Origin of the sequence: Paenibacillus sp. FSL R5-0527 (assembly GCF_038008055.1) — a bacterium.
In the GTDB taxonomy this organism is placed as follows: Bacteria; Bacillota; Bacilli; order Paenibacillales; family Paenibacillaceae; genus Fontibacillus; species Fontibacillus macerans.
On record NZ_JBBOYI010000001.1, the window covers coordinates 761558 to 786044 of the forward strand.

Annotated in this window: 18 protein-coding genes, 1 tRNA gene and 3 rRNA genes; 21 read left to right on the plus strand and 1 reads right to left on the minus strand. The window is 52.5% G+C overall.

Annotation, left to right across the window (positions count from 1 at the left end):
* Window positions 1-23: 23 nt before the first annotated feature.
* The 20 genes from folB (at window position 24) to NYE69_RS03555 (ending at window position 21630) form a co-directional block, all read left to right on the plus strand.
* A complete protein-coding gene (folB, locus tag NYE69_RS03460) occupies window positions 24-386 on the plus strand; it encodes a dihydroneopterin aldolase (RefSeq protein WP_328269723.1) in 363 nt (120 codons plus the stop codon).
* A gap of 10 nt (window positions 387-396) precedes the next feature.
* Window positions 397-945, plus strand: coding sequence for a 2-amino-4-hydroxy-6-hydroxymethyldihydropteridine diphosphokinase (gene folK, locus NYE69_RS03465; RefSeq protein ID WP_036618067.1), 549 nt, complete (start codon window positions 397-399; stop codon window positions 943-945).
* Complete coding sequence (locus NYE69_RS03470; protein ID WP_082207598.1) at window positions 897-1103, plus strand: helix-turn-helix domain-containing protein; 207 nt, start codon at window positions 897-899, stop codon at window positions 1101-1103. Before folK ends, NYE69_RS03470 begins: the two co-directional genes overlap by 49 nt.
* A gap of 42 nt (window positions 1104-1145) precedes the next feature.
* Window positions 1146-2147, plus strand: coding sequence for a tRNA dihydrouridine synthase DusB (gene dusB, locus NYE69_RS03475; protein WP_328269722.1), 1002 nt, complete (start codon window positions 1146-1148; stop codon window positions 2145-2147).
* Between the two features lie 302 nt (window positions 2148-2449).
* A complete protein-coding gene (greA, locus tag NYE69_RS03480) occupies window positions 2450-2926 on the plus strand; it encodes a transcription elongation factor GreA (protein WP_036618060.1) in 477 nt (158 codons plus the stop codon).
* Window positions 2927-3031: 105 nt separating this feature from the next.
* On the plus strand, window positions 3032-4540 hold the full coding sequence (lysS, locus tag NYE69_RS03485) for a lysine--tRNA ligase (protein ID WP_328269720.1): 1509 nt from the start codon (window positions 3032-3034) through the stop codon (window positions 4538-4540).
* Between the two features lie 348 nt (window positions 4541-4888).
* Window positions 4889-6442: ribosomal RNA gene (locus tag NYE69_RS03490) — 16S ribosomal RNA — on the plus strand.
* Between the two features lie 222 nt (window positions 6443-6664).
* Window positions 6665-9596, plus strand: a 23S ribosomal RNA gene (locus NYE69_RS03495).
* An 81-nt stretch (window positions 9597-9677) separates the two neighbouring features.
* Window positions 9678-9794 (plus strand): 5S ribosomal RNA (gene rrf / locus NYE69_RS03500).
* Together the 16S, 23S and 5S rRNA genes form the textbook arrangement of a ribosomal RNA operon.
* 969 nt (window positions 9795-10763) lie before the next feature.
* Window positions 10764-11591, plus strand: a complete 828-nt coding sequence (locus NYE69_RS03505) for an RNA polymerase sigma factor (RefSeq protein WP_328272958.1) — start codon at window positions 10764-10766, stop codon at window positions 11589-11591.
* Between the two features lie 21 nt (window positions 11592-11612).
* Window positions 11613-12209 (plus strand): ATP-dependent Clp endopeptidase proteolytic subunit ClpP, encoded by a 597-nt coding sequence (gene clpP / locus NYE69_RS03510; protein ID WP_036618054.1) that lies wholly within the window; start codon window positions 11613-11615, stop codon window positions 12207-12209.
* 441 nt (window positions 12210-12650) lie between these two features.
* Entirely contained in the window at window positions 12651-14108 is a 1458-nt protein-coding gene (gene guaB / locus NYE69_RS03515) for an IMP dehydrogenase (RefSeq protein WP_036618052.1), read from the plus strand.
* A gap of 119 nt (window positions 14109-14227) precedes the next feature.
* Window positions 14228-15655, plus strand: a complete 1428-nt coding sequence (locus tag NYE69_RS03520) for a D-alanyl-D-alanine carboxypeptidase family protein (protein ID WP_340930257.1) — start codon at window positions 14228-14230, stop codon at window positions 15653-15655.
* A gap of 83 nt (window positions 15656-15738) precedes the next feature.
* The gene (pdxS, locus tag NYE69_RS03525) at window positions 15739-16620 is read left to right on the plus strand and encodes a pyridoxal 5'-phosphate synthase lyase subunit PdxS (protein WP_340924002.1); all 882 of its coding nucleotides are present in this window, start codon (window positions 15739-15741) and stop codon (window positions 16618-16620) included.
* Between the two features lie 105 nt (window positions 16621-16725).
* Complete coding sequence (gene pdxT, locus NYE69_RS03530) at window positions 16726-17304, plus strand: pyridoxal 5'-phosphate synthase glutaminase subunit PdxT (RefSeq protein ID WP_340924005.1); 579 nt, start codon at window positions 16726-16728, stop codon at window positions 17302-17304.
* A gap of 158 nt (window positions 17305-17462) precedes the next feature.
* Window positions 17463-18746 carry a serine--tRNA ligase gene (gene serS / locus NYE69_RS03535; RefSeq protein ID WP_340924010.1) on the plus strand — a complete coding sequence of 428 codons (1284 nt, stop codon included), beginning with the start codon at window positions 17463-17465 and terminating at the stop codon, window positions 18744-18746.
* A gap of 66 nt (window positions 18747-18812) precedes the next feature.
* A tRNA-Ser gene (locus tag NYE69_RS03540) sits at window positions 18813-18901 on the plus strand.
* Between the two features lie 108 nt (window positions 18902-19009).
* Window positions 19010-19162 carry a small acid-soluble spore protein P gene (locus NYE69_RS03545; RefSeq protein WP_340924013.1) on the plus strand — a complete coding sequence of 51 codons (153 nt, stop codon included), beginning with the start codon at window positions 19010-19012 and terminating at the stop codon, window positions 19160-19162.
* A gap of 607 nt (window positions 19163-19769) precedes the next feature.
* Complete coding sequence (locus NYE69_RS03550) at window positions 19770-20585, plus strand: YitT family protein (RefSeq protein WP_412761722.1); 816 nt, start codon at window positions 19770-19772, stop codon at window positions 20583-20585.
* A gap of 82 nt (window positions 20586-20667) precedes the next feature.
* Window positions 20668-21630: a hypothetical protein gene (locus NYE69_RS03555; RefSeq protein WP_340924016.1), complete on the plus strand. Its 963-nt coding sequence runs from the start codon at window positions 20668-20670 to the stop codon at window positions 21628-21630.
* An 81-nt stretch (window positions 21631-21711) separates the two neighbouring features.
* Here the strand turns inward: NYE69_RS03555 and tadA are convergent, their stop codons facing one another.
* Window positions 21712-22173, minus strand: a complete 462-nt coding sequence (gene tadA, locus NYE69_RS03560; protein WP_082207595.1) for a tRNA adenosine(34) deaminase TadA — start codon at window positions 22171-22173, stop codon at window positions 21712-21714.
* A gap of 371 nt (window positions 22174-22544) precedes the next feature.
* Between tadA and NYE69_RS03565 the strand changes: the two genes are divergently transcribed.
* A complete protein-coding gene (locus NYE69_RS03565) occupies window positions 22545-24449 on the plus strand; it encodes an ATP-binding protein (RefSeq protein WP_328271956.1) in 1905 nt (634 codons plus the stop codon).
* The last annotated feature ends 38 nt before the right edge of the window (window positions 24450-24487 follow it).

Genomic DNA, 24487 nt, shown 5'->3' on the forward strand with positions numbered 1-24487 from the left:
TTCCAGTAAAGGGAGTATACTGAATGGATAAATTGGTACTGCGGGGCATGGAATATTACGGATATCACGGGGTGTTCGCGGAAGAACGCAAGCTGGGCCAGCGTTTTTACGTCGATTTGGAGCTGGAGCTTGATTTGCGGGAGGCGGGAGCCGGCGACGATTTGGCGAAAACGGTAAATTATGCCGAGGTCCATGAGCTCGTGCAAGGCATCGTCCAGCAAAAAAGCTTTAAATTGATCGAGGCGCTAGCCGAACATATTGCATCCTCCGTTTTGGACACTTATACTATGGTAGATGCCTTAACGGTAAAGGTGACGAAACCGCACCCTCCGTTTGATATTCATTTTGAAGGCGTGACGGTGGAGTTGTACCGTTCCAGAAAGTGAGAAGCCGTTTATGAACACAACATCTCCCTCTGACGTTTCAGAGGCTTATATTGCTTTGGGGGCTAATCTGGGCGACCGCGAAGCGACTTTGACGCAGGCGATTGCGGAGCTTCAGAAGCATCCCGCGATTGAGGTGCTGCGCTGCTCGAACCTGTACGAGACCGATCCGGTCGGATATTTGGATCAGCCTTGTTTTTTGAACATGGCGCTGGCGCTGAAAACGACGCTGGACCCGGAACAGCTGCTCTCGGAAATGCTGGACATCGAGCTCCGGCTCGGACGGGAGCGCAAAGTCCGGTTTGGTCCGCGCACGGTGGATCTTGATTTACTGTGGGTCGAAGGCAGGGAAATGAATACGCCGCTGCTTACTTTGCCGCATCCGCGGATGATGGAAAGGGCATTTGTGCTGATTCCCCTTGCCGATATCGTCCCAAAAGGGGAATCCTCCGGGCTTTATGAGCGCATGCAGGCAGCCTTGGACACCATAGATGGAAAGGAAGGCGTCCGATTTTGGAAAACCTACACCTGGCACAGCGCATCCGCGCTTTCCGAAAACTGAAAGGCTTGACGCAACAGCAGCTTGCCGAGAAAACTGGCGTGTCTCTCGCGGTCCTTGGGGCTGTCGAACGGGGCAACCGCCGGCCGGATGAGCAAATTTTACAAAAAATTGCCGATGCCCTGAACGTTGAGTTGGCTGAGCTGACGGCGGAAGGATAGATTGAAGTTAACCAACATTATTAGGTATAGGAGGGAACCCTCTTGCTGAAGATCGGCGATATTGAAATGAAAAACCAAGTCGTGCTCGCCCCAATGGCAGGCGTGTGCAATCCGGCTTTCCGGCTGATTGCCAAGGAATTTGGAACAGGGCTTGTCTGCGCGGAGATGGTTAGCGATAAAGCGATCATACACGGCAACAAGCGCACGCAGGAAATGCTGTTTGTCGATGAGCGCGAAAAGCCGCTGAGCCTGCAGATTTTTGGCGGCGACCGCGAGTCCCTCGTGGAGGCGGCCAAGGTCGTCGACCAGGATACTAATGCCGATATCATCGATATCAACATGGGCTGTCCGGTGCCGAAAGTGACGAAATGCGATGCGGGTGCGCGCTGGCTGCTGGACCCGAATAAAATTTTTGAGATGGTGTCCGCGGTGGTGGCGGCCGTCAGCAAGCCGGTTACGGTAAAAATGCGGATTGGCTGGGATAGTGATCATATTTATGTGATTGACAATGCCAAAGCGGTGGAGGCGGCGGGCGGCAAAGCGGTCAGCGTGCACGGCCGGACGCGGGAGCAGCTGTATACCGGTAAGGCGGACTGGAGCTACATCCGGCAGGTCAAGGAAGCCGTGTCGATCCCTGTCATCGGGAACGGCGACGTGGTCACGCCGGAGGATGCCAAACGCATGCTGGACGAAACCGGCTGCGACGGGGTGATGATCGGACGCGGAGCGCTCGGCAATCCGTGGATGTTGTACCGTACGATAGAATATCTCAAAACGGGCGTACTGCTTCCGGAGCCGGACGCTCATGAAAAAATCCGGATCGCCATCCTGCATATGGACCGTTTGGCCGCGCTGAAAGGCGAGCATGTGGCCGTTCGCGAAATGCGCAAGCATTTGGCCTGGTATTTGAAAGGGCTCAAAGGTTCGGCCCGCATCAAAGATCTCATCATGGAAGAAACCCGGCGTGATGAAATGGTCCGGATTCTTGAGAATTTTGTCGCCGAATTGTCCGAGGCCGCGTCCCGTGAAGAGGTTTCGGCTTAAACTTATGCTTTCCGGGGCTGAATTGGCGAACATGTGAAGCGAACGTTTTTAAAACGTTTACATTTGTAAAACCTGGTGTCATTGACATTTGGGAATCGTTCACCTATAATTTCACAATATAAAATTCGCCTCAGGAGTTAACTGCCACAACGTGCAAAATGTGGTGGTCTGACCATTCCATAAGATCGCATAAGATATACTCGGATGATGCTTGCACGCACATGGATGTTGCCAGAACGGAAGAGGCAGGGCGCCTTACGCCAGGTGCAAAAATTATTTCCATGACAGGAGAATCGGTTGAGATGAGTGATAAAGAAGTAATTCTTACCCAAGATGGTCTTAAGAGACTGGAAGAAGAATTGGAAAACCTGAAGTCCGTAAAACGCCGCGAAGTGGCGGAGCGGATCAAGGTTGCGATCGGGTACGGGGATATCAGTGAGAACTCGGAGTACGAAGACGCCAAAAACGAGCAGGCCTTTATCGAAGGGCGTATTATTACCTTGGAGAAAATGCTGCGCAACGCTCGGATTATCAATAATGATGAAATTGATACGGATACGGTCAGCATCGGTTCGATCGTAACGGTAGAGGATCTGGAGTTCGGCGACACAATGGAATATACGATCGTCGGGACGGCGGAATCCGATCCGATGCAAAACAAAATTTCCAACGAAAGCCCTGTGGGCAAAGCGATTCTCGGGAAGAAAAAGGGCGCAATCGTCGACGTCAACGTCCCGGCGGGCGTGATTCAATACAAAATTGTGGATATCAAGAAATAAAGCCGGAATTAGCGACGAAAGAAGCTTCCCCCGCGGAAGCTTCTTTCACTGTTTCCTCTGGCCGTTACCAAATATAAGTTTCTTTTAAGGAGTGGAGCGATAGGCATGAGCGAGGAACTCAACAATCAGGAAACCGTAGAGGTTAGTGAACTGCTGCAGATTCGCCGCGATAAATTGGACGAGCTGCGCGGACTCGGAATCGATCCTTTTGGCAAAAAATACGAACGCACCGCGATGGCCGGAGACATTATCCGGGACTATGACGGGCTTTCCAAGGAAGAGCTGGAGGAAAAGAACGTAGAGGTGTCGGTCGCCGGCCGGATTATGGCAAAACGCGTTATGGGGAAAGCCAGCTTTGCGCATATTCAGGACCTGTCCGGCAAAATTCAGATTTACGTGCGTCAGGACAGCGTACCTGAAGACAAATATGCGGCGTTTAATATTCTCGACCTGGGCGATATCGTCGGGGTAACCGGGGAAGTATTTAAAACCAAAACCGGAGAGACAACGATCAAGGTAAAAGACTTGGAGGTACTGTCCAAATCGCTTTACCCGCTGCCGGATAAGTATCATGGCTTGAAGGACGTCGAGCTGCGTTACCGCCAGCGTTACGTCGATTTGATCGTAAACCCGGAAGTACAGCAAACCTTCATTAAACGTTCGCGGATCATCCAATCGATGCGGCGTTATCTGGATTCGCTCGGCTATCTGGAAGTGGAAACGCCAACCCTTCACAACATTGCCGGTGGAGCCGCGGCCCGGCCGTTTATTACGCATCATAACGCCCTGGATATGCAGCTGTACATGCGGATCGCCATCGAGCTTCATCTCAAGCGGCTTATTGTCGGCGGTTTGGAAAAGGTGTATGAAATCGGCCGCGTATACCGCAATGAAGGGGTTTCGACACGCCACAACCCTGAATTTACAATGATCGAATTGTATGAGGCTTATGCCGACTACAAGGATATTATGGCCCTGACCGAAAATATGATCGCGCATATCGCCCAGGAAGTGTTGGGAACGCAAGTGGTTCACTACCAGGGGCATGAGGTCAATTTGGCGCCGCAATGGCGCCGCGTTTCGATGGTCGATGCGGTCAAGGAGGTTACCGGCGTTGACTTCGGCGTGCAAATGAGCAATGAAGAGGCGCATCGTTTGGCCAAGGAGCATAAAGTTCCAGTCGAGCCGCATATGACGTTTGGTCATATTTTGAATGCTTTCTTTGAGCAATTTGTCGAGGAAACGTTGATCCAGCCTACGTTTGTTTACGGGCATCCGGTGGAAATCTCCCCGCTGGCCAAGAAAAACGAGCAGGATCCGCGCTTTACCGACCGTTTTGAATTATTTATCGTTGCGCGCGAGCATGCCAATGCGTTCACCGAGCTGAACGATCCGATCGACCAGCGTCAGCGCTTTGAGGCTCAATTGCTGGAACGGGAAAAAGGGAACGACGAGGCTCATGAAATGGACGAAGACTTTATTCGTGCATTGGAATACGGAATGCCGCCAACCGGCGGGCTTGGCATCGGGGTGGACCGCCTTGTTATGCTGCTTACCGATTCGGCTTCCATCCGCGACGTGCTGCTGTTCCCGCATATGCGTTCTGAGGTTTAATCGATTTTGGTTTTGACTAAGAGCCCGGCTGTAGCCGGGCTTTTTTTGAGGTGATGGCGTATGGATATATTTGCATGAATGAAAAGCACTAAAATAGGTTGCGCCATCCCGGAAAAGGTGGTATATTATAAATCCGGTCGTTATTCGTAGGCATTATGACAGTCAGCTAAGAAATTGCAGAAAAAAATAATGCTTGCAAGATAACGCCGGACATGATATAGTATAAGAGTTGTCGCCGAGAGATTGGTTGATAGCGAGAAGTTGATCTTTGAAAACTGAACAACGAGTGAGTATAAATGAGAATTAAAATTCTCGTCAGTTTTTCCAAATGAGCAAGTCAAACAACCTTTATTGGAGAGTTTGATCCTGGCTCAGGACGAACGCTGGCGGCGTGCCTAATACATGCAAGTCGAGCGGACCTGATGGAGTGCTTGCACTCCTGATGGTTAGCGGCGGACGGGTGAGTAACACGTAGGCAACCTGCCCGTAAGACCGGGATAACTACCGGAAACGGTAGCTAATACCGGATAATCAAGTCTCTCGCATGGGAGGCTTGGGAAAGGCGGAGCAATCTGTCACTTACGGATGGGCCTGCGGCGCATTAGCTAGTTGGTGGGGTAACGGCTCACCAAGGCGACGATGCGTAGCCGACCTGAGAGGGTGAACGGCCACACTGGGACTGAGACACGGCCCAGACTCCTACGGGAGGCAGCAGTAGGGAATCTTCCGCAATGGACGAAAGTCTGACGGAGCAACGCCGCGTGAGTGATGAAGGTTTTCGGATCGTAAAGCTCTGTTGCCAGGGAAGAACGTCCTGTAGAGTAACTGCTACAGGAGTGACGGTACCTGAGAAGAAAGCCCCGGCTAACTACGTGCCAGCAGCCGCGGTAATACGTAGGGGGCAAGCGTTGTCCGGAATTATTGGGCGTAAAGCGCGCGCAGGCGGCTGTTTAAGTCTGGTGTTTAATCCTGGGGCTCAACCCCGGGTCGCACTGGAAACTGGACGGCTTGAGTGCAGAAGAGGAGAGTGGAATTCCACGTGTAGCGGTGAAATGCGTAGAGATGTGGAGGAACACCAGTGGCGAAGGCGACTCTCTGGGCTGTAACTGACGCTGAGGCGCGAAAGCGTGGGGAGCAAACAGGATTAGATACCCTGGTAGTCCACGCCGTAAACGATGAGTGCTAGGTGTTAGGGGTTTCGATACCCTTGGTGCCGAAGTAAACACATTAAGCACTCCGCCTGGGGAGTACGGCCGCAAGGCTGAAACTCAAAGGAATTGACGGGGACCCGCACAAGCAGTGGAGTATGTGGTTTAATTCGAAGCAACGCGAAGAACCTTACCAGGTCTTGACATCCCTCTGACCGCTGTAGAGATATGGCTTTCCTTCGGGACAGAGGAGACAGGTGGTGCATGGTTGTCGTCAGCTCGTGTCGTGAGATGTTGGGTTAAGTCCCGCAACGAGCGCAACCCTTGACTTTAGTTGCCAGCAAGTGAAGTTGGGCACTCTAGAGTGACTGCCGGTGACAAACCGGAGGAAGGTGGGGATGACGTCAAATCATCATGCCCCTTATGACCTGGGCTACACACGTACTACAATGGCCGGTACAACGGGAAGCGAAGGAGCGATCTGGAGCGAATCCTAGAAAAGCCGGTCTCAGTTCGGATTGCAGGCTGCAACTCGCCTGCATGAAGTCGGAATTGCTAGTAATCGCGGATCAGCATGCCGCGGTGAATACGTTCCCGGGTCTTGTACACACCGCCCGTCACACCACGAGAGTTTACAACACCCGAAGTCGGTGAGGTAACCGCAAGGAGCCAGCCGCCGAAGGTGGGGTAGATGATTGGGGTGAAGTCGTAACAAGGTAGCCGTATCGGAAGGTGCGGCTGGATCACCTCCTTTCTATGGAGAATCGCTTCCTGCGATGGAAGCATTCAAATAGCTAACTCGGTTAGCGAACTTACTCACTCGTTGGTCAGTTTTGAGAGTTCAACTCTCAATTTGATCCTTGAAAACTGGATAACGAAACGAAATTTGCGTTTTAGAACAATCCTTTTAGCTGAACTTGTGTCAAAACAAGTGAAGATATTAGTGGTTTGATATTTTTCCTTCGGGAAAAATCATGGTTAAGCTACTAAGAGCACACGGAGGATGCCTAGGCGCTAGGAGCCGAAGAAGGACGTGGCGAACAACGAAACTGCCTCGGGGAGCTGTAAGCAAGCATCGATCCGGGGATGTCCGAATGGGGAAACCCGGCTGGGGTAATACCTAGTCACTCATCACTGAATCCATAGGTGGTGAAGAGGCATACCAGGGGAACTGAAACATCTAAGTACCCTGAGGAAGAGAAAACAATAGTGATTCCGTCAGTAGCGGCGAGCGAACGCGGATTAGCCTAAACCGAAGAGCTTGCTCTTCGGGGTTGTGGGACGTCTCACATGGAGTTACAAAGGCAGAGGTTAGACGAACAGGTCTGGAAAGGCCGGCCAGAGAAGGTAAAAGCCCTGTAATCGAAAGTCTTCGCCCTCCGAGACGGATCCCGAGTAGTGCGGGGCACGTGAAACCCCGTATGAATCTGCCAGGACCATCTGGTAAGGCTAAATACTCCCTAGCGACCGATAGTGAAGCAGTACCGTGAGGGAAAGGTGAAAAGCACCCCGGAAGGGGAGTGAAACAGATCCTGAAACCGTGTGCTTACAAGAAGTCAGAGCCCTCTCTATGGGTGATGGCGTGCCTTTTGTAGAATGAACCGGCGAGTTACGTTTGCAAGCAAGGTTAAGGCGAGAAGCCGGAGCCGCAGCGAAAGCGAGTCTGAATAGGGCGATTTAGTTTGCAGGCGTAGACCCGAAACCGTGTGATCTACCCCTGTCCAGGGTGAAGGTGCGGTAACACGCACTGGAGGCCCGAACCCACGTACGTTGAAAAGTGCGGGGATGAGGTGGGGGTAGCGGAGAAATTCCAATCGAACTCGGAGATAGCTGGTTCTCCCCGAAATAGCTTTAGGGCTAGCCTCGGTGTGACAGTCGTGGAGGTAGAGCACTGATTGGGTGCGGGGCCCGCAAGGGTTACCAAGCTCAGTCAAACTCCGAATGCCATAGACTGATTCACCGGGAGTCAGACAGTGAGTGCTAAGATCCATTGTCAAAAGGGAAACAGCCCAGACCATCAGCTAAGGTCCCCAAGTGTGTGTTAAGTGGGAAAGGATGTGGAGTTGCACAGACAACCAGGATGTTGGCTTAGAAGCAGCCACCATTTAAAGAGTGCGTAATAGCTCACTGGTCGAGTGACTCTGCGCCGAAAATGTAACGGGGCTAAACACACCACCGAAGCTATGGCTTGATACTTTAGTATCAGGGGTAGGGGAGCGTTGTATGAGGGTTGAAGGTGTACCGGAAGGAGCGCTGGACTTCATACAAGTGAGAATGCCGGTATGAGTAACGAAAAGATCAGTGAGAATCTGATCCGCCGAAAGCCTAAGGGTTCCTGAGGAAGGTTCGTCCGCTCAGGGTAAGTCGGGACCTAAGGCGAGGCCGAAAGGCGTAGTCGAAGGACAACAGGTTGAAATTCCTGTACCACCGTAATCCGTTACGAGCGATGGGGTGACGCAGGAGGGTAGTGACGCGGGGCGATGGAATGCCCCGTCCAAGCAGTGAGGCTGGTGTGTAGGCAAATCCGCACACCGTAAGGCTGGGCTGTGATGGGGAGGGAAAATTTACAGTACCGAAGGTCATGATCTCACACTGCCGAGAAAAGCCTCTAGCCAGGAGAAGGTGCCCGTACCGCAAACCGACACAGGTAGGCGAGAAGAGAATTCTAAGGCGCGCGGAAGAACTCTCGTTAAGGAACTCGGCAAAATGACCCCGTAACTTCGGGAGAAGGGGTGCCCCGGTAGAGTGAATAGCTCGAGGGGGCCGCAGTGAAAAGGCCCAAGCGACTGTTTAGCAAAAACACAGGTCTGTGCGAAGCCGCAAGGCGAAGTATACGGGCTGACGCCTGCCCGGTGCTGGAAGGTTAAGGGGAGCGGTTAGGGGTTAAACCCGAAGCTGTGAACCGAAGCCCCAGTAAACGGCGGCCGTAACTATAACGGTCCTAAGGTAGCGAAATTCCTTGTCAGGTAAATTCTGACCCGCACGAATGGCGTAACGACTTGGGCGCTGTCTCAACGAGAGATCCGGTGAAATTTTAATACCTGTGAAGATGCAGGTTACCCGCGACAAGACGGAAAGACCCCATGGAGCTTTACTGCAGCTTGATATTGGACTTTGATACGATTTGTACAGGATAGGTGGGAGCCTAGGAAGTGGGAGCGCAAGCTTCCATGGAGGCGACGTTGGGATACCACCCTGATCGTATCGGAGTTCTAACCCAGTACCGTAAGCCGGTACGGGGACCGTGTCAGGCGGGCAGTTTGACTGGGGCGGTCGCCTCCTAAAGAGTAACGGAGGCGCCCCAAGGTTCCCTCAGAATGGTTGGAAATCATTCGTAGAGTGCAAAGGCAAAAGGGAGCTTGACTGCGAGACTGACAAGTCGAGCAGGGACGAAAGTCGGGCTTAGTGATCCGGTGGTACCGCATGGAAGGGCCATCGCTCAACGGATAAAAGCTACCCTGGGGATAACAGGCTTATCTCCCCCAAGAGTCCACATCGACGGGGAGGTTTGGCACCTCGATGTCGGCTCATCGCATCCTGGGGCTGAAGTAGGTCCCAAGGGTTGGGCTGTTCGCCCATTAAAGCGGTACGCGAGCTGGGTTCAGAACGTCGTGAGACAGTTCGGTCCCTATCTGTCGTGGGCGCAGGAAATTTGAGAGGAGCTGTCCTTAGTACGAGAGGACCGGGATGGACGCACCGCTGGTGTACCAGTTGTTCCGCCAGGAGCACAGCTGGGTAGCTAAGTGCGGACGGGATAAGCGCTGAAAGCATCTAAGCGTGAAGCCCCCCTCAAGATGAGATTTCCCAATTAGTAAGACCCCTTGAAGACGACGAGGTTGATAGGCCTGAGGTGGAAGTGCAGCAATGCATGGAGCTGACAGGTACTAATCGGTCGAGGGCTTATCCAAACAAATACCCCGAAATGGAGTAGGGGAACTAAAACAGCAAATTTGTTTCGTATCCAGTTTTCAAGGATTAACCTTGAATCGTTTGGTGGCGATGGCGGAGGGGTTCCACGCGTACCCATCCCGAACACGACCGTTAAGCCCTCCAGCGCCGATGGTACTTGGACCGAAGGGTCCTGGGAGAGTAGGACGCCGCCAAGCATGAAGAAGAGCACCGCCGAGTGATCGGCGGTGTTTTTTTGCATTGTCGGAATGCCGCTGCGGGATGAGATGGATAGAACGTTGTACAGCGGACACCGGGGGATGGTCACTAGCGATGGGTTGCGATGGAGAGGAGACGTAGCAAACGAGGCTACGGACCTGAGCGCGTTATTTGCTCCAAAGTGAAGGACTAAAAATTTTAACGGACCGAGCGGACCTTATTTCCCTCAGCTTAGCGTGAATGGCGTTATTTTTAGCCCGATAGCGTCATCTGGGTCCGTTAGAACGGGAAATACCCTACAAGCGTTTGCATTTAAATCTGACAAGTTACATTTTCTGGGCACACCAATATTCTAACGGTTGCCACAAGCGCTATTTGTTCCAATACCGTTGATTTCAAATTCTAACGGTTGCCATGGTGCTTATTTCGCTGAAAACCGGTAATTTTTACTTGGATTCAGGCAAATAACGGCGCTCGCAACCGTTAGAATTTAGAAAAGGGCTTTTTTCGGTAAATAGCCGCTGCTACAACCGTTAGATTTCGGATAGCTTTTACGGGACAGCTTGAGCAAAAGTTAATGCAACGCCAGTGGAAATACTCGGGAAATGGGGAGATAGGGTCTTTACGGTCCTTTACGGTCCGTTAGAGTTTATAACATGCGCGAAAAAGGACAGTTTGCGATAAGAATGCCGCACAGCCCCAGAGAAGAGAGCACGGCCGAATCCGTCGGCTGTGCTTTTATATTTGCTGGCCGCTGCTTACGATTTTCGTGCATACCATATCTATACCACGGCAGTACCGCCACTAAATTAGAACGGATACGAAAAATCAGTTAAAATATTTTGCATGAGACCGTATCGATTACCGCTCATTTTTCGTTTATAACGGTGAACAGCAAAATCAAAAAATATAGATTGGTCAACTGTCGGAAGGTTTTAGGGCGATGTATGGGCAGGAGGTGTTCTAACATGCGTAAAGATGCTGCAGAGCGGGAGGATCGCAAAACGGCCAGGACTGCCGGGGTTCCCGAAGGAAACGGGAAAGCCGAGAAAGCCGGAGAAGGGCCCGATTTTCCAGAGTGGATCGACGCTCATCAAAAGGCCTTGCGCAGCTATTGCCGAGCTTTAGCAGGATCGGCATGGGAAGGCGATGATCTGGCACAGGATACGTGGCTGAAGATTTGGTCCTCCTTGCGGAATCAAGGGGATCGCATTCGGCTCACACGCGCTTATTTATACAAAGCGGCCAGAAATACCTGGATTGACCGCGGTCGCAAAAAAATGCTCCCGGCACAGCCGATGCTCGTGGAGGAACTGCCACAGCGGCAGTTGGATGAGACCAGCGTTTGGGCGGCGATGGAGACTTTGGTCAGCCAGCTTCCGCCGAATCAACGGACCGCGTTGCTGTTGGTGGATGTTTTGCAGTATACGGCAGCGGAAGCGGCCCAGTTGATTCAGTCAACGGAAGGGGCCGTCAAGGCGGCGCTGCATCGGGCCCGTACGAAGCTGCGCAACGGTCTGCTTCAATCGCGGGAAGGAGAAGAGCAAGGAAAAGCGCGCGCTTTTTCGGAACGGCAAAACGATGCAGGAGCGCATGAAGCGGTGGTGTATGCCTATTTGGACGCATTTCGCCGTCAGGATGCCTCTGCATTGGCCATGTTGTTCAACGAGCCTCGTCCTGAAAACCTTGTTCCAACCTTAACGTTGCAGTCATATCGACGTAACGCGGCAGCCCAACCGGACACGCGGACGGCGAAGCCGGTTAAGAGCCAATGGATGATGACAGCTGCGGCTTGACCCAATTAAGGAGGTAACCCTATGAGCTCGGTAATTCCATATGTCATTGAACAGACGGATCGCGGAGAGCGTTCTTACGACATTTATTCGCGTCTCCTAAAGGACCGGATTATTTTCCTCGGTTCGGAGATTGACGATCAGGTGGCCAACAGCATTACGGCGCAGATGTTGTTTTTGGCGGCTGAGGATCCGGAGAAGGACATCCATTTTTATATCAATAGCCCGGGCGGTTCGACTTCAGCGGGTTTTGCGATTTACGATGCGATGCAGTACGTGAAGCCGGACGTCCAGACCATTTGCGCCGGTTTTGCCGCTTCCTTCGCGGCGATTCTGCTATTGGCCGGAGCCAAAGGAAAACGCTTCGCCTTGCCGAATAGCGAAATCATGATCCACCAGCCGCATGGCGGCGTAAAGGGGCAGGCGAGCGACATTGAGATCAGCGCGCGGCGGATTTTGCGTATCCGCGAGAGATTGAATACCATTGCCGCCGATTGCACAGGCCAGCCTCTGGAGAAGATCGAGAAGGATATGGACCGGGATTATTTTATGACCGCGGAAGAGGCCAAGGCCTACGGGATTATCGACCAGGTGATATACAGCGAGAACCGCAAACCGTAAGCGGCCGGACAGGCGCTGTACCTGGCCATGTGCGGGCGGGCCGAACTTAGACCGAATAAAGAACAAAGGACGGAGCCGATACGGCCCCGTTCTTTTGTTTTGAAGCCGGAAGAATCGGAATCCCCGGTTTAGGGCAGAAATACAGTGGACGGAAGCTGCGTTTTTTGGCCGTGTTCGTGTCCCAAAGACAATTGTTTCCCCACGGGAGCCCTTTGGAGATTTGGCTCTGCTTTTCCTTGACAGCCTATAGGGCCTTTGCTAAGATTGCAATAATATATTTTCGTAAGGGGCTTTCCGGTCTTGATATATAAGGGTGATCCCAAGCACGAGATACCGCTTCAGGCGGTTCTTGTTTTAGGTAAGGGTACACGCAGCCGTCTTTAACCGGGCTTACTTAGGAAATCGGCCATCATACAAAATCATTAAAGGAGGATCTTTAAGGTGTGGGAAAGTAAATTTGATAAGGAAGGCTTAACGTTCGACGATGTGCTTTTGGTTCCGCGCAAATCGGAGGTACTGCCTAAAGAGGTCGACGTATCCACGAAGCTGAGCGACAAGGTGAAGCTGAACATTCCGCTGATCAGCGCAGGGATGGACACGGTGACGGAAAGTGCGCTGGCGATTGCGATCGCGCGGGAAGGCGGCATCGGGATCATTCACAAAAATATGCCGATCGAGCAGCAGGCAGAGGAAGTGGATCGGGTTAAACGCTCCGAAAGCGGCGTAATCACCAATCCTTTTTCGCTTACGGCAAACCATCTTGTATCCGATGCGGAAGCGGTTATGGGGAAATTCCGGATTTCCGGGGTGCCGATCGTCGATGATGAGCATAAGCTGATCGGGATTTTGACGAACCGGGACTTGCGGTTTGTGCATGATTACAATATCAAAATCAGCGAGGTTATGACCCGCGAAAATCTGGTTACCGCTCCGGTCGGAACAACGCTGCAGGAGGCTGAAGTGATCCTGCAGAAGCATAAGATTGAGAAGCTGCCTTTGGTCGATGAGAACAATGTACTGAAAGGCCTCATTACCATTAAGGATATCGAAAAAGCGATCCAGTTCCCGAACGCGGCCAAAGACGCTCAGGGGCGCCTGCTTGTCGGCGCGGCGGTGGGCATTTCCAAAGATACGTTCGAGCGGACCGATGCGTTGGTCAATGCCGGCGTTGACGTCATTACGGTCGATTCGGCGCACGGCCACCATATCAACATCATCGATGCGGTCAAAGAGCTCCGCAAACGTTATCCGGACCTGACGATCATCGCCGGGAACGTTGCGACCGGAGATGCCACCAGAGCCCTGATTGAAGCGGGGGCATCGGTGGTGAAAGTCGGGATCGGTCCGGGGTCCATCTGTACGACCCGGGTCATCGCCGGCATCGGCGTGCCGCAGATCACGGCCGTATACGATTGCGCAACGGTAGCCCGCGAGTACGGTGTGCCGATCATCGCTGACGGCGGCATCAAATATTCCGGCGAAATCACGAAGGCGATCGCCGCGGGCGCGCATGCCGTGATGCTGGGCAGCTTGTTTGCGGGAACGGAAGAGAGCCCCGGCGATTCGGAAATTTATCAAGGGCGCCGCTATAAGGTGTACAGAGGCATGGGTTCGATGGGCGCGATGAAGCAGGGCAGCAAAGACCGCTACTTCCAGGATGACGACAAGAAGCTTGTTCCGGAAGGCATCGAGGGACGGGTTGCCTACAAAGGTCCGCTGTCCGACACGATCCATCAGCTGATCGGCGGGCTGCGTTCCGGCATGGGCTACTGCGGCACTAAAAATCTGGACGAGCTGCGGAACGATACGCAATTTATCCGGATTACGGGAGCCGGCCTCCGCGAAAGCCATCCGCACGATGTGCAAATCACGAAGGAAGCGCCGAACTACTCGCTATAAATCTATCGGCTCTATCACTATTCCACAATCTACCAAGGCAAGCCAGGCAATTTCGCCGGGGCTTGTCTTTTTTTGCGATATCCCCTGTGATAGAATAGAAAAAGTAAATGAAAGAGAATATGAGGGGAGCTTTAAGGGCATTGAAACACAAACAATCAAAACGTAAGACAACATCATCCAAACGGCGTTTCCTGCGCAAAAGCGTAGCGTCTGTATTGCTGCTGAACGCACTGTGCTTCTCTTTGGTGCCGGCCATGGCGCTGGCGGAAGGAGAACAAACGGAAGCAACTTCTACCAAACCTGCGGCAGTGCCATCTGCGACCACCTCAATTCCTTCCGTGGAATCCTTAGACCTTAAAGTAAGATCTGCCGTTTTATTGGAGCCCGTATCCGGGCAAGTGCTGCTGAGTGTCAACGGCGATGAGGCGTTGCCGCCGGCCAGCATGACCAAAATGATGACCGAATACATTGTTGCTGACCTCGTAAAACAGGGCAAATTCAAATGGGACGAAGTGGTAACGGTAAGAAAAAATGCCGCAAACACGATCGGTTCGCGGATTTTCCTGGCCGAGGGAGATCAGCATACGATAGAAGAGCTGTATACCGCCATGGCCATCGCATCGGCGAATGACGCTACGGTGGCGCTCGCCGAGCACGTTGCCGGTTCCGAGCAGGCATTCGTTAAAATGATGAACGACGAAGCCAAACGGATGGGCATGACCCATACCCATTTCGCCAACGCCACCGGCCTTGACATTAAAGATATGCCCGAGGAGTTTCAGCCGACCGACGGCAAGGAAACCGTCATGTCCGCTATGGATGCGGCGATCCTGGCCAAGTATATCGTGACCGACCACCCGGATTTCAACCGTTTTACCACCATTCAAAGCAAAAAGTTCCGGGCCCGCGACACCGCGCCGATGGTGAACCTGAACTGGATGCTGGAAGCGAACAAAGATAACGTGTACTTAAGAAAATATGCTTATGAGGGTATGGACGGCCTGAAAACCGGCCATACCTCCAAAGCCGGCAATTGCTTTACGGGAACAGCTGTGCGGAACGGCATGCGGTTAATCAGCGTCGTCATGGGCGCAGACGCCAAATCGGAGTCCGCGCGTTTCGTCGAAACCCGCAAAGTGCTGGATTACGGTTTCAATAACTTCGAGACCAAACAGATCGTTCCTCCGAAAGCGACTGTGGCCGGTACGGAGACGGTAACCATAAACAAAGCGAAAAACACGAAAGTACCTGTGGTAACCGATCAAGCCGTCAGCTTTGTAGTGCCGAAAGGGGCGGATACAAGCGCCGTTCAAGCGAAAGTGACGCTGGACGATGCCGCCAGCCTGACCGCTCCGCTGAAGCAGGGGACAAAGGTGGGGACGGTTACTTATTCCTTTAAAGCTCCGGGGATGGAGCAAACGTTGGAAAAAACCGTCAACCTGATTACGGCCCAGGACACGGAGAAGGCCGGCTGGTTCACCTTGATGATGCGGGCGATCGGCGATTTCTTCAGCGATCTGTTCAATGGGATCAAGAATCTGTTCTAGACCCGAAATTCCGAGTAAGCGAGTTGTATATTTAAAGGGAATATTGTAAAATATCAAGTTAGATTATTATCGGAGGGTTGGACATGGAAACAGGAACATCGCGTGTTAAGAGAGGCATGGCCGAGATGCAAAAAGGCGGCGTCATCATGGACGTTATGAACGCCGAGCAAGCCAAGATCGCCGAAGCGGCCGGGGCTACCGCCGTCATGGCGCTGGAGCGGGTTCCTTCGGATATTCGGGCAGCCGGCGGCGTCGCCCGGATGGCGGACCCGACGATTATCGAAGAAGTAATGAAGGTCGTTTCCATTCCGGTCATGGCGAAAGCCCGGATCGGCCACTACGTAGAAGCGAAAGTTCTTGAATCGCTGGGGGTAGACTATCTGGACGAGAGCGAAGTGTTGACCCCGGCGGACGAAGTGTTTCATATCGATAAACGGGATTTCACCGTACCGTTCGTTTGCGGCGCGAAAGACCTTGGCGAAGCGCTGCGCCGAATCAGTGAAGGCGCGTCGATGATCCGTACGAAAGGTGAACCCGGAACCGGAAATATCGTGGAAGCGGTTCGTCATATGCGTCTGATCAACAGCCAAATCCGTAAAGTTCAAAACATGTCCAAAGACGAACTGTACGCGGAGGCCAAAAACCTGGGCGTATCGTACGATTTGCTCCTGGAGGTTCATGAAAACGGCAGGCTGCCGGTCGTGAACTTCGCCGCCGGCGGCGTGGCGACCCCGGCCGACGCCGCGCTGATGATGCATCTGGGCGCGGACGGGGTGTTCGTCGGTTCGGGTATTTTCAAATCGGACAACCCGGAGAAGTTCGCCCGCGCGATCGTCGAGGCGACGACGCATTACACGGATTATAAGTTGATTGCCGAAGTATCCAAAAACTTGGGTACGCCGATGAAAGGAATTGAGATTTCCAAATTGTCCGCTGCGGAACGGATGTCGGAACGCGGCTGGTAATAGGGTCCGGAAATAGCGAAGGAAGCGGTCCTCACCTACCCCGGCCAATCCATTTGATGGCCGGGGTGTACATAGTTTTGGCTGCGGAAAGAAAGAAGGATTGCCATGAAGGTAGGAGTGTTGGCGCTGCAGGGCGCCGTAGCGGAGCATATTCGGAGCTTGGAAAGCGCCGGGGCCAGCGGGACGGCCGTGAAGCGGACTGAGCAGCTGAGCGAACTGGACGGACTCATCATTCCGGGGGGCGAAAGCACGACGATCGGCAAACTGATGCGGAAATACGGATTTATTGAAGCGATCCAAGACTTTTCCCGGGAAGGCAAACCTCTGTTTGGCACCTGCGCCGGTCTGATCGTGATGGCCAAGGAAATCGAAGGCGGGGAAGAATCCCACCTCGGTTTAATGGATATCAAGGTATCGCGGAACGCTTTCGGACGCCAGCGGGAGAGCTTTGAGACGGATTTGGAGGTTAAGGGTCTTGATGCTCCGCTGCGGGCCGTATTTATTCGCGCACCGCTGATCACCGCAGCAGGACCGGGCGTTGAAGTATTGTCGACGTACAAGGACGAGATCGTCACGGCCCGTCAGGGGCATTTGCTCGTTTCGTCCTTTCACCCGGAGCTGACCGATGATTTCTCGCTCCATGCTTATTTTGTTGAAATGATCAAGCAGACGAAGCGGCCGTAGACAGGGACCTTGACTCCTTTGATGGGTCGAGGTTTTATCTGTTTGGGATCACAAAAACCGCCGGCCGGCGTTTCCATCTATCCATAGCAGCCTCCCTTCGACGGATGATTCTTGAGGTAGGCAGGCCTGCAAAGGGATGAATCTAGGAGGGACTACTCATGTTGGATGTAAAAATAATGCGAAACGATTATGCACGGGTTGCAGAAGCCTTGAAAAACCGGGGGAAATCGCTGGAGCTCATCTCCGGTTTTCAGCCGCTGGACGAGAAACGCCGGGAGCTGCTTCAGGAGAGCGAATCGCTGAAGAACCGCCGCAATACGGTGTCCGCCGAAGTGGCGCAGCGGAAGAAGAACAAGGAGAATGCCGACGAGTTGATCGCGGAAATGCGCGAGGTCGGGGACCGGATCAAGGAGCTGGACGAGGAGATTCGGACGCTCGAGGCGCAGATCGATGAATTGATGTTGGCGATTCCGAACATTCCGCACGCGAGCGTGCCCGTAGGCGCTTCGGAGGAGGAAAACGTCGAGGTTCGCCGTTGGAGCGAGCCGCGGGTTTTTGATTTTGCTCCGAAAGCCCATTGGGACGTGGCGGCCGGGCTCGGCATTCTCGATTTTGAAGCGGCGGCCAAGGTCACTGGATCGCGGTTTGCTTTTTACAAGGGCCTCGGGGCGCGCCTGGAGCGGGCGCTGATCAGCTTCATGATGGATTTGCACAGCAATGAACATGGCTATGAGGAAATGCTGCCGCCGTACATCGTAAACCGCGACAGTTTGTACGGAACGGGGCAGCTTCCGAAGTTCGAAGAGGACCTGTTCAAGCTGCAGGGGACCAGCGATTACTATCTTATCCCTACGGCGGAAGTGCCTGTGACAAACTATCATCGCGATGAGATTTTGAATGCGGAAGACCTTCCGCGCAACTATGTGGCCTACAGTTCCTGTTTTCGTTCGGAGGCAGGCGCGGCGGGCCGGGATACGCGCGGATTGATTCGCCAGCACCAGTTCAACAAAGTGGAAATGATCAAAATCGTGCATCCGGATACGTCCTACGATGAGTTGGAGAAGATGACCGCCAACGCGGAGCGCGTGCTGCAGCTGCTTAAATTACCTTATCGCGTGCTGGCGCTGTGTACGGGCGATCTTGGCTTTACGGCCGCCAAAACGTACGATCTCGAAGTGTGGCTGCCGGAGAGCGGCATGTACCGCGAAATTTCCTCCTGCTCCAATGTCGAGGATTTTCAGGCTCGCCGCGCCAATATCCGGTTCCGCCCGGAGCCGAAGGCCAAACCCGAATTCGTGCATACCCTGAACGGCTCGGGGCTGGCGGTAGGACGCACCGTTGCCGCGATTCTGGAAAACTACCAGCAAGCGGACGGCAGCGTGGAAATCCCGGAAGTGCTGCGGCCTTACATGGGTAACATTGAGAAGATTACCAAGCGTTAACGGCTTGCGAATCGGCAGGCAATGTGGTAGAATCTGATTTGTTACCCAAATCGGATTCACCTTTACGGAGAGGTACCGAAGCGGTCATAACGGGGCGGTCTTGAAAACCGTTAGAGTGCAAGCTCACATGGGTTCGAATCCCATCCTCTCCGCCATACATACCATGCGGTTTGCAAGAGAGCAGCGATGCTCTCTTTTTTGCATAATGCAGAGGGTTTCATCACAAATTAACCCTACATCGATAATGAAGGGAAGGACTTGCGATGACAAAACCGCAAACGTATCAAACTTCGGCCGGCAACGGACCGGAAGACAACCCGCGCCGCGAGCGGAAAACGGGGGGACCGGAGCCGCTGTCCGGGTCCAAGAAAGTAAAGACACAGAACCACGTCAGCCATAACAATCCTGAAGGATAAGTAGGATAAGCCTGACCCGGAAACATCACGACCTCAGCCCAAGGCTGAGGTTTTTTAAACATTATATTGGTTCAACCTAATCATCAGTGCTTGATAGTCAAGCCTACAACAGACCGTGGCCTGGAGCGAGACTCGCTATCCGGAGGCTTTGCACGATTATCCCGTTTGACCAGGTGACTTGGCTTCCTGAACCAAAGGGATGATTGTGCAAAGTGGCTTGGAGAGACACCCTCCCCCATCTACGTCATCATTTATTTTGTCAAGCACTGATTTTGGTCTTGAGCCACCCCATACCCACCCCTCCCTTTGCACTGAGCGTATGGGTTTGCACGGCAAAGGACCTCGCCAGCGGTGAGGTTTTTCAAATTTAAAATTGCATGAAAAGCAAGACATGAAGCATAAAAACATGCAATAATAAAGATAGGGTGTCCGTCCGGTTTCAAGAAATGGATCAATTAGGAGTGGAGATGAAAGAAAAGATATTTTTACCGAAAGGATCGTGATGCGATTGAACGCCATAAACCCAAGCAATATGACTTCCTCGGGCTTGCCGCAGCAAATGCGGCAGCATAAACAGAGAACGGTCAAAAGTATACTGTTCCGGACCATGTTCATTGTGATCGGAGCGATTATCGTTTCCGTAGCGCTTGAGCTGTTCCTGGTGCCCAACAAGATCACGGACGGCGGAATTACGGGCATCTCCGTCATGTCTTCATATTTATCGGGTTTCCCGCTGGGTATTTTTCTATTCCTCTTTAACCTCCCCTTTCTCATTATCGGCTATAAGCAGATCGGCAAAACGTTCGCCATATCCACGCTGATCGGGATCTCCGTCATGTCGGCCGGAACGGCGCTGCTGCATCCCGTTCAAGCATTTGTGAGCGATACTCTGCTGGCATTCGTGTTCGGCGGCATTTTGCTCGGCCTCGGAACCGGGATCGTGATCCGTTTTGGCGGATCCTTGGACGGAACCGAAATTGTCGCTATATTAATCTCCCGCAAAACTCCTTTTTCCGTAGGCGAAGTCATCATGTTTTTCAACTTCTTCATTTTGCTAAGCGCCGGATTTGTATTCGGCTGGGAACGGGCTTTATTCTCATTGCTGGCCTATTATATTGCTTATAAAACGATCGATATCGTCGTGGACGGCTTAAACGAATCGAAATCGGTTTGGATCATCAGCGACCAGATTGACGAAATCGGGGACGCCATTTTGAGCCGCCTGGGCCGGGGCGTGACGTATTTATCGGGCGAAGGCGGATTTTCCGGGGATCCGAAAAAGGTCATCTTTTGCGTGATTACCCGCTTGGAGGAAGCCAAGTTGAAGGAAATCGTAAATCATTACGATGAAAACGCCTTTTTGGCGGTCGGGAATATCCATGACGTGAAGGGCGGACGTTTCAAGAAAAAGGCCATCCATTAATTTGGCAAAAAAACTTCCGATTCGGGTCCAAATGGGATATGATGTGTGAGGAATTGAGAATAAGGTTGGACGGGGAGATTGTATGTTTCAAAAACGGTTTTACGTGTCTGTACTGTCTGTACTGCTGGTCATACTGCCGGTAGTTGCCATATTGTCCGGATGCACCGCCACCGCGGAGAAGGAGCCGAAGGAAGCGTTAAGCAGGGCGGCTCTGCAGGCGCTCGGCATGGATTCTTTCGTCCTGGAGAACCGCATTAAAATTTCGGGTCTGTCCGTTAACGCCCCATCTTTGAATCCGAATCTCGTTGCGATCCTCTCGGCGCTTTCCGACGCTGAAATCAACATACGGCAGATTTACCGCAAAGACCCGATGCAAACCGAAGGACAGCTGGAAATCAAACTGGCCGGTAAAGCGGCCGCAACCATTACCGTTCCGTTCGTGATGACGAAGGAGAAGCTGTATTTGCAAGTTCCAAGCGTTCCGTTTTTGCCGATGCCGAAGTCCGTTACGGGGCAATTCGTCGAGCTGGATTGGAAAGAGCTGGCGAAGCAGAGCGGCGATGGGTTCGGCCCGGATCTGCTCGATCCGGAGAAGACGCAGAAGCTTGGCGCGGATTTGATGACGGCGGTACTTGGGCAGTTTGAGCCGGACAAATATTTTAAAACGATGAAGCCCGAGGAAGCGGAGCTGCCGGAAGGCATCAAAGCAAAACAGGTCGTTCGGTTTGAAGCAACGAACGATACGGATGCGGAGGCGGCCGCAAAAGTTATCCACAATGTGCTGCCTAAAGTCTTCGATCATCTGCAAATTCACCGGTTTACCGTGGATACGGCGATCGATGGGAATAACTTTCCCGTTTATCAGACGCTTATTGCCGACGTGGAATTCAACGATGCACAAACGAATGACAACGTAAAAATGGCGCTACAGTCGACCAGCACCTATAGCCATATCAATGAAAAGCCGGAGTTCGAAATCGGCATCCCGGCCGAGACGATGACGCTGGATAAGTTTAAGGAAGAGATGCGAAGCTTCGGCTATTGATATTGATGGAATCATATAAACGAAGAAACCTCCAGAACCCCTTATTTATTCACAGGGCTGGAGGTTTTACTTTAGGGACCTTTATTTTTGGCGCAATCGGCGAAAAAACGAAGTCAGCAAAGAAGCGCATTCCTCTTGCAGCACTCCGGCGGTAACTTCGGTCCGGTGATTGAAACGGGGCTCCTGCAGCAGGTTCATCAGCGTTCCCGCGCAGCCGGCCTTTGGATCGGGGGCCCCGTAAACGACGTGGGGAACCCGGCACTGCACGATCGCGCCCGCGCACATCGGGCAAGGCTCTAGCGTGACGTAGAGCCGGCAATCGAGCAGCCTCCAAGCGTCCAAATGTACGCTGGCCTCCCGGATCGCAATCATTTCGGCATGGGCTGTCCCGTCCCGTGAACTTTCCCGCAAGTTGTGGCCGCGGCCGACAATTTCGTCACCCAGCACGATTACCGCTCCGATAGGGACCTCTCCGATCGCTTCCGCCTTTTTCGCTTCGCGAATCGCCTCCTTCATCCAGTGTTCATGCGGATAAGATATCAATAATCCGTTCAACTCCTTCTAAGGTGTTCATCCCCAGGTTTGTCCAAGGTTTGTCCAACGAACAAGCATTCGTTGTTAACATATTGTGCATAACACTGTGTATAAGTAGGGTAATATCCCCATTATTATACACATATTATACTTTGGTCCTGTTGATATGTTAATAGGATGTGGATAAGTTGGTGTTTTGTCCACTGCTAATAGCTCGATACAACCAAAGAACCAACTGTGTAGGCATTTTTACTTATTGTAGGGAAACGATCTGGGAATTTCAACGTCTTTGCAAAACTTGTCGTAAAAGGTATGATGAAAGTAGAAATTAACGATTACCATAAAAACCCATACTATGGCTTCAGAAGTGGGGTGAAACTTTGACTATAAAAACCAAACTTGCTTTGATCATCTCATGTTTTGCCATGATTATCTTGTCCTTGAATATCGTGCTAAGCTACTTCTCGACCCGGGACAATCTGCGCAGAGACCGGGAAGCGAACATGATGCTGACGGCTAAGCATATCGCCCTAGCTGTCGAACAAAGTCGCTCGATGTATAACTATGTAAAGATGTCCCTCGGGGACAAAATGAGCAGCGGAATGGTGGACGGGATTCTTTATATGACCAGCCCGGAAAGGATCGTGCGGGAATCTCTCGGCACCAATCAAAGCCTGCTGGAAATCAGCGGCTTTAATCCAGAGCAAATCAATCAGGATCATCTGTTATTCGGAACCTATGAATACAAAAATGACGACATGGTGGAAAGGGCCGTCCGGGAAACGATCAGCCAAAAGAAAAGCCTGTTGTACGACACGGTGATCAATAACAAGCATGTTCTGGTGAGCTATGTTCCGATTCTCCCGAACAAACAGGCGCCTTACGTGATTCGGATCATCTCCAGCTATGAACCGATCGCGAACGCTATTTCGAGGCAGGTGATCGGCCAGTTCACGGTTTCCTTTAGTTTACTCCTTTTAATGATTTTGGCAAGCTATTGGATGGCGGGGCGATTGATCCAGCCGCTGCGGAATATTCTCGACCAGGTCAATGAGCTGTCCGTCGGGCAGTTTGAAGCCCGGCTGCAGGTCGACCGGAAGGATGAGCTGGGCCTGCTGGCTAACAAAATCAACGCGATGGCCGACAGCTTGGGCAACTACACCAGGGAATTAACGCAGAAAAACGAAGAAAACCGCTCCATGAAAGAATATTTGGAATCGATCATCAGCCAGACCGCCGACGCGATTCATATTACGGATATCGAGGGGCGGGTGCTGCTGGTAAACCCCGCTTTTGAGAGCTTGTATGGGTGGAAGAGCGAAGAGATCATCGGTTCGCACCTTGATTTTATTCCTCCCTTTGAGGAAGAGGACAACAGGTTGGCCTGGCGCCAGGAAGAAGAGGCCTACGGCAAAACGGTCTCCGTCGTAACGGAAACGGTACGGCTGCGGAAGGATGGCAGCTGTGTCGAGGTCGGCATCAGCGTATCGCCGATTTATGATCAGGAAGGAAAAATCACGGCGTTTATCAGCATTTCCCGGGACATGACGGAACACAATAAGATGGATGAACTGCTGCGCCGATCGGAAAAGCTGACCACGGTCGGCCAGTTGGCGGCAGGGGTCGCCCATGAAATCCGGAACCCGCTGACAACGCTGCGGGGGTTTCTGCAAATGCAGCAGCAGACCAAAACGATCAATACGATGCATACGGATGTCATGCTGGCCGAGCTGGACCGGATTAATCTGATCGTCAGTGAATTTTTGATCCTGGCGAAGCCGCAAGCCGTGCAATTTCAAACGAAGGATGTCCGTTTTACAGTGGGGGACGTCGTCTCTTTATTGGACAGTGAGGCACATTTACATAATATCGAATTTCAGGTTCTTTTCTCGCAGCAGCCCGTTTTTGTCCATTGTGAGGAAAATCAGCTTAAACAAGTGTTTATCAATGTGCTGAAAAATGCCATGGAAGCCATGCCGAAAGGCGGGAAAATCGCCCTTCAGCTGGAGGCGGGCCAAGGCGGCCAAGCGGTGCTGCGGGTGATTGACGAGGGCGAAGGCATCGCGAAGGAGCGGCTGCACAAGCTGGGTGAACCCTTCTACACGAACAAGGAGAAAGGAACCGGTCTCGGTCTGATGGTAAGCCAGCGGATTATCGAGAGCCATCGCGGAACAATGCTGATCGAAAGCGAGTTGGGCAAGGGGACGGTCGTCACGATTACGCTGCCGCTGGCTTCCGCGGAGGAAGCTGCGGACTCCGGAGAAATGACGGATTTGGCCGATTAGCCGCAGGCAAGGCGGCTTGAATTTACAGAGGCGGGTGG

Coding starts and splice junctions, on each gene's coding strand:
- folB (WP_328269723.1), top strand. CDS start 24: ATGGATAAATTGGTACTGCGGGGCATGGAATATTACGGATATCACGGG.
- folK (WP_036618067.1), top strand. CDS start 397: ATGAACACAACATCTCCCTCTGACGTTTCAGAGGCTTATATTGCTTTG.
- greA (WP_036618060.1), top strand. CDS start 2,450: ATGAGTGATAAAGAAGTAATTCTTACCCAAGATGGTCTTAAGAGACTG.
- lysS (WP_328269720.1), top strand. CDS start 3,032: ATGAGCGAGGAACTCAACAATCAGGAAACCGTAGAGGTTAGTGAACTG.
- NYE69_RS03505 (WP_328272958.1), top strand. CDS start 10,764: ATGCGTAAAGATGCTGCAGAGCGGGAGGATCGCAAAACGGCCAGGACT.
- clpP (WP_036618054.1), top strand. CDS start 11,613: ATGAGCTCGGTAATTCCATATGTCATTGAACAGACGGATCGCGGAGAG.
- NYE69_RS03520 (WP_340930257.1), top strand. CDS start 14,228: ATGAGGGGAGCTTTAAGGGCATTGAAACACAAACAATCAAAACGTAAG.
- pdxS (WP_340924002.1), top strand. CDS start 15,739: ATGGAAACAGGAACATCGCGTGTTAAGAGAGGCATGGCCGAGATGCAA.
- pdxT (WP_340924005.1), top strand. CDS start 16,726: ATGAAGGTAGGAGTGTTGGCGCTGCAGGGCGCCGTAGCGGAGCATATT.
- serS (WP_340924010.1), top strand. CDS start 17,463: ATGTTGGATGTAAAAATAATGCGAAACGATTATGCACGGGTTGCAGAA.
- NYE69_RS03545 (WP_340924013.1), top strand. CDS start 19,010: ATGACAAAACCGCAAACGTATCAAACTTCGGCCGGCAACGGACCGGAA.
- NYE69_RS03550 (WP_412761722.1), top strand. CDS start 19,770: ATGTTCATTGTGATCGGAGCGATTATCGTTTCCGTAGCGCTTGAGCTG.
- NYE69_RS03555 (WP_340924016.1), top strand. CDS start 20,668: ATGTTTCAAAAACGGTTTTACGTGTCTGTACTGTCTGTACTGCTGGTC.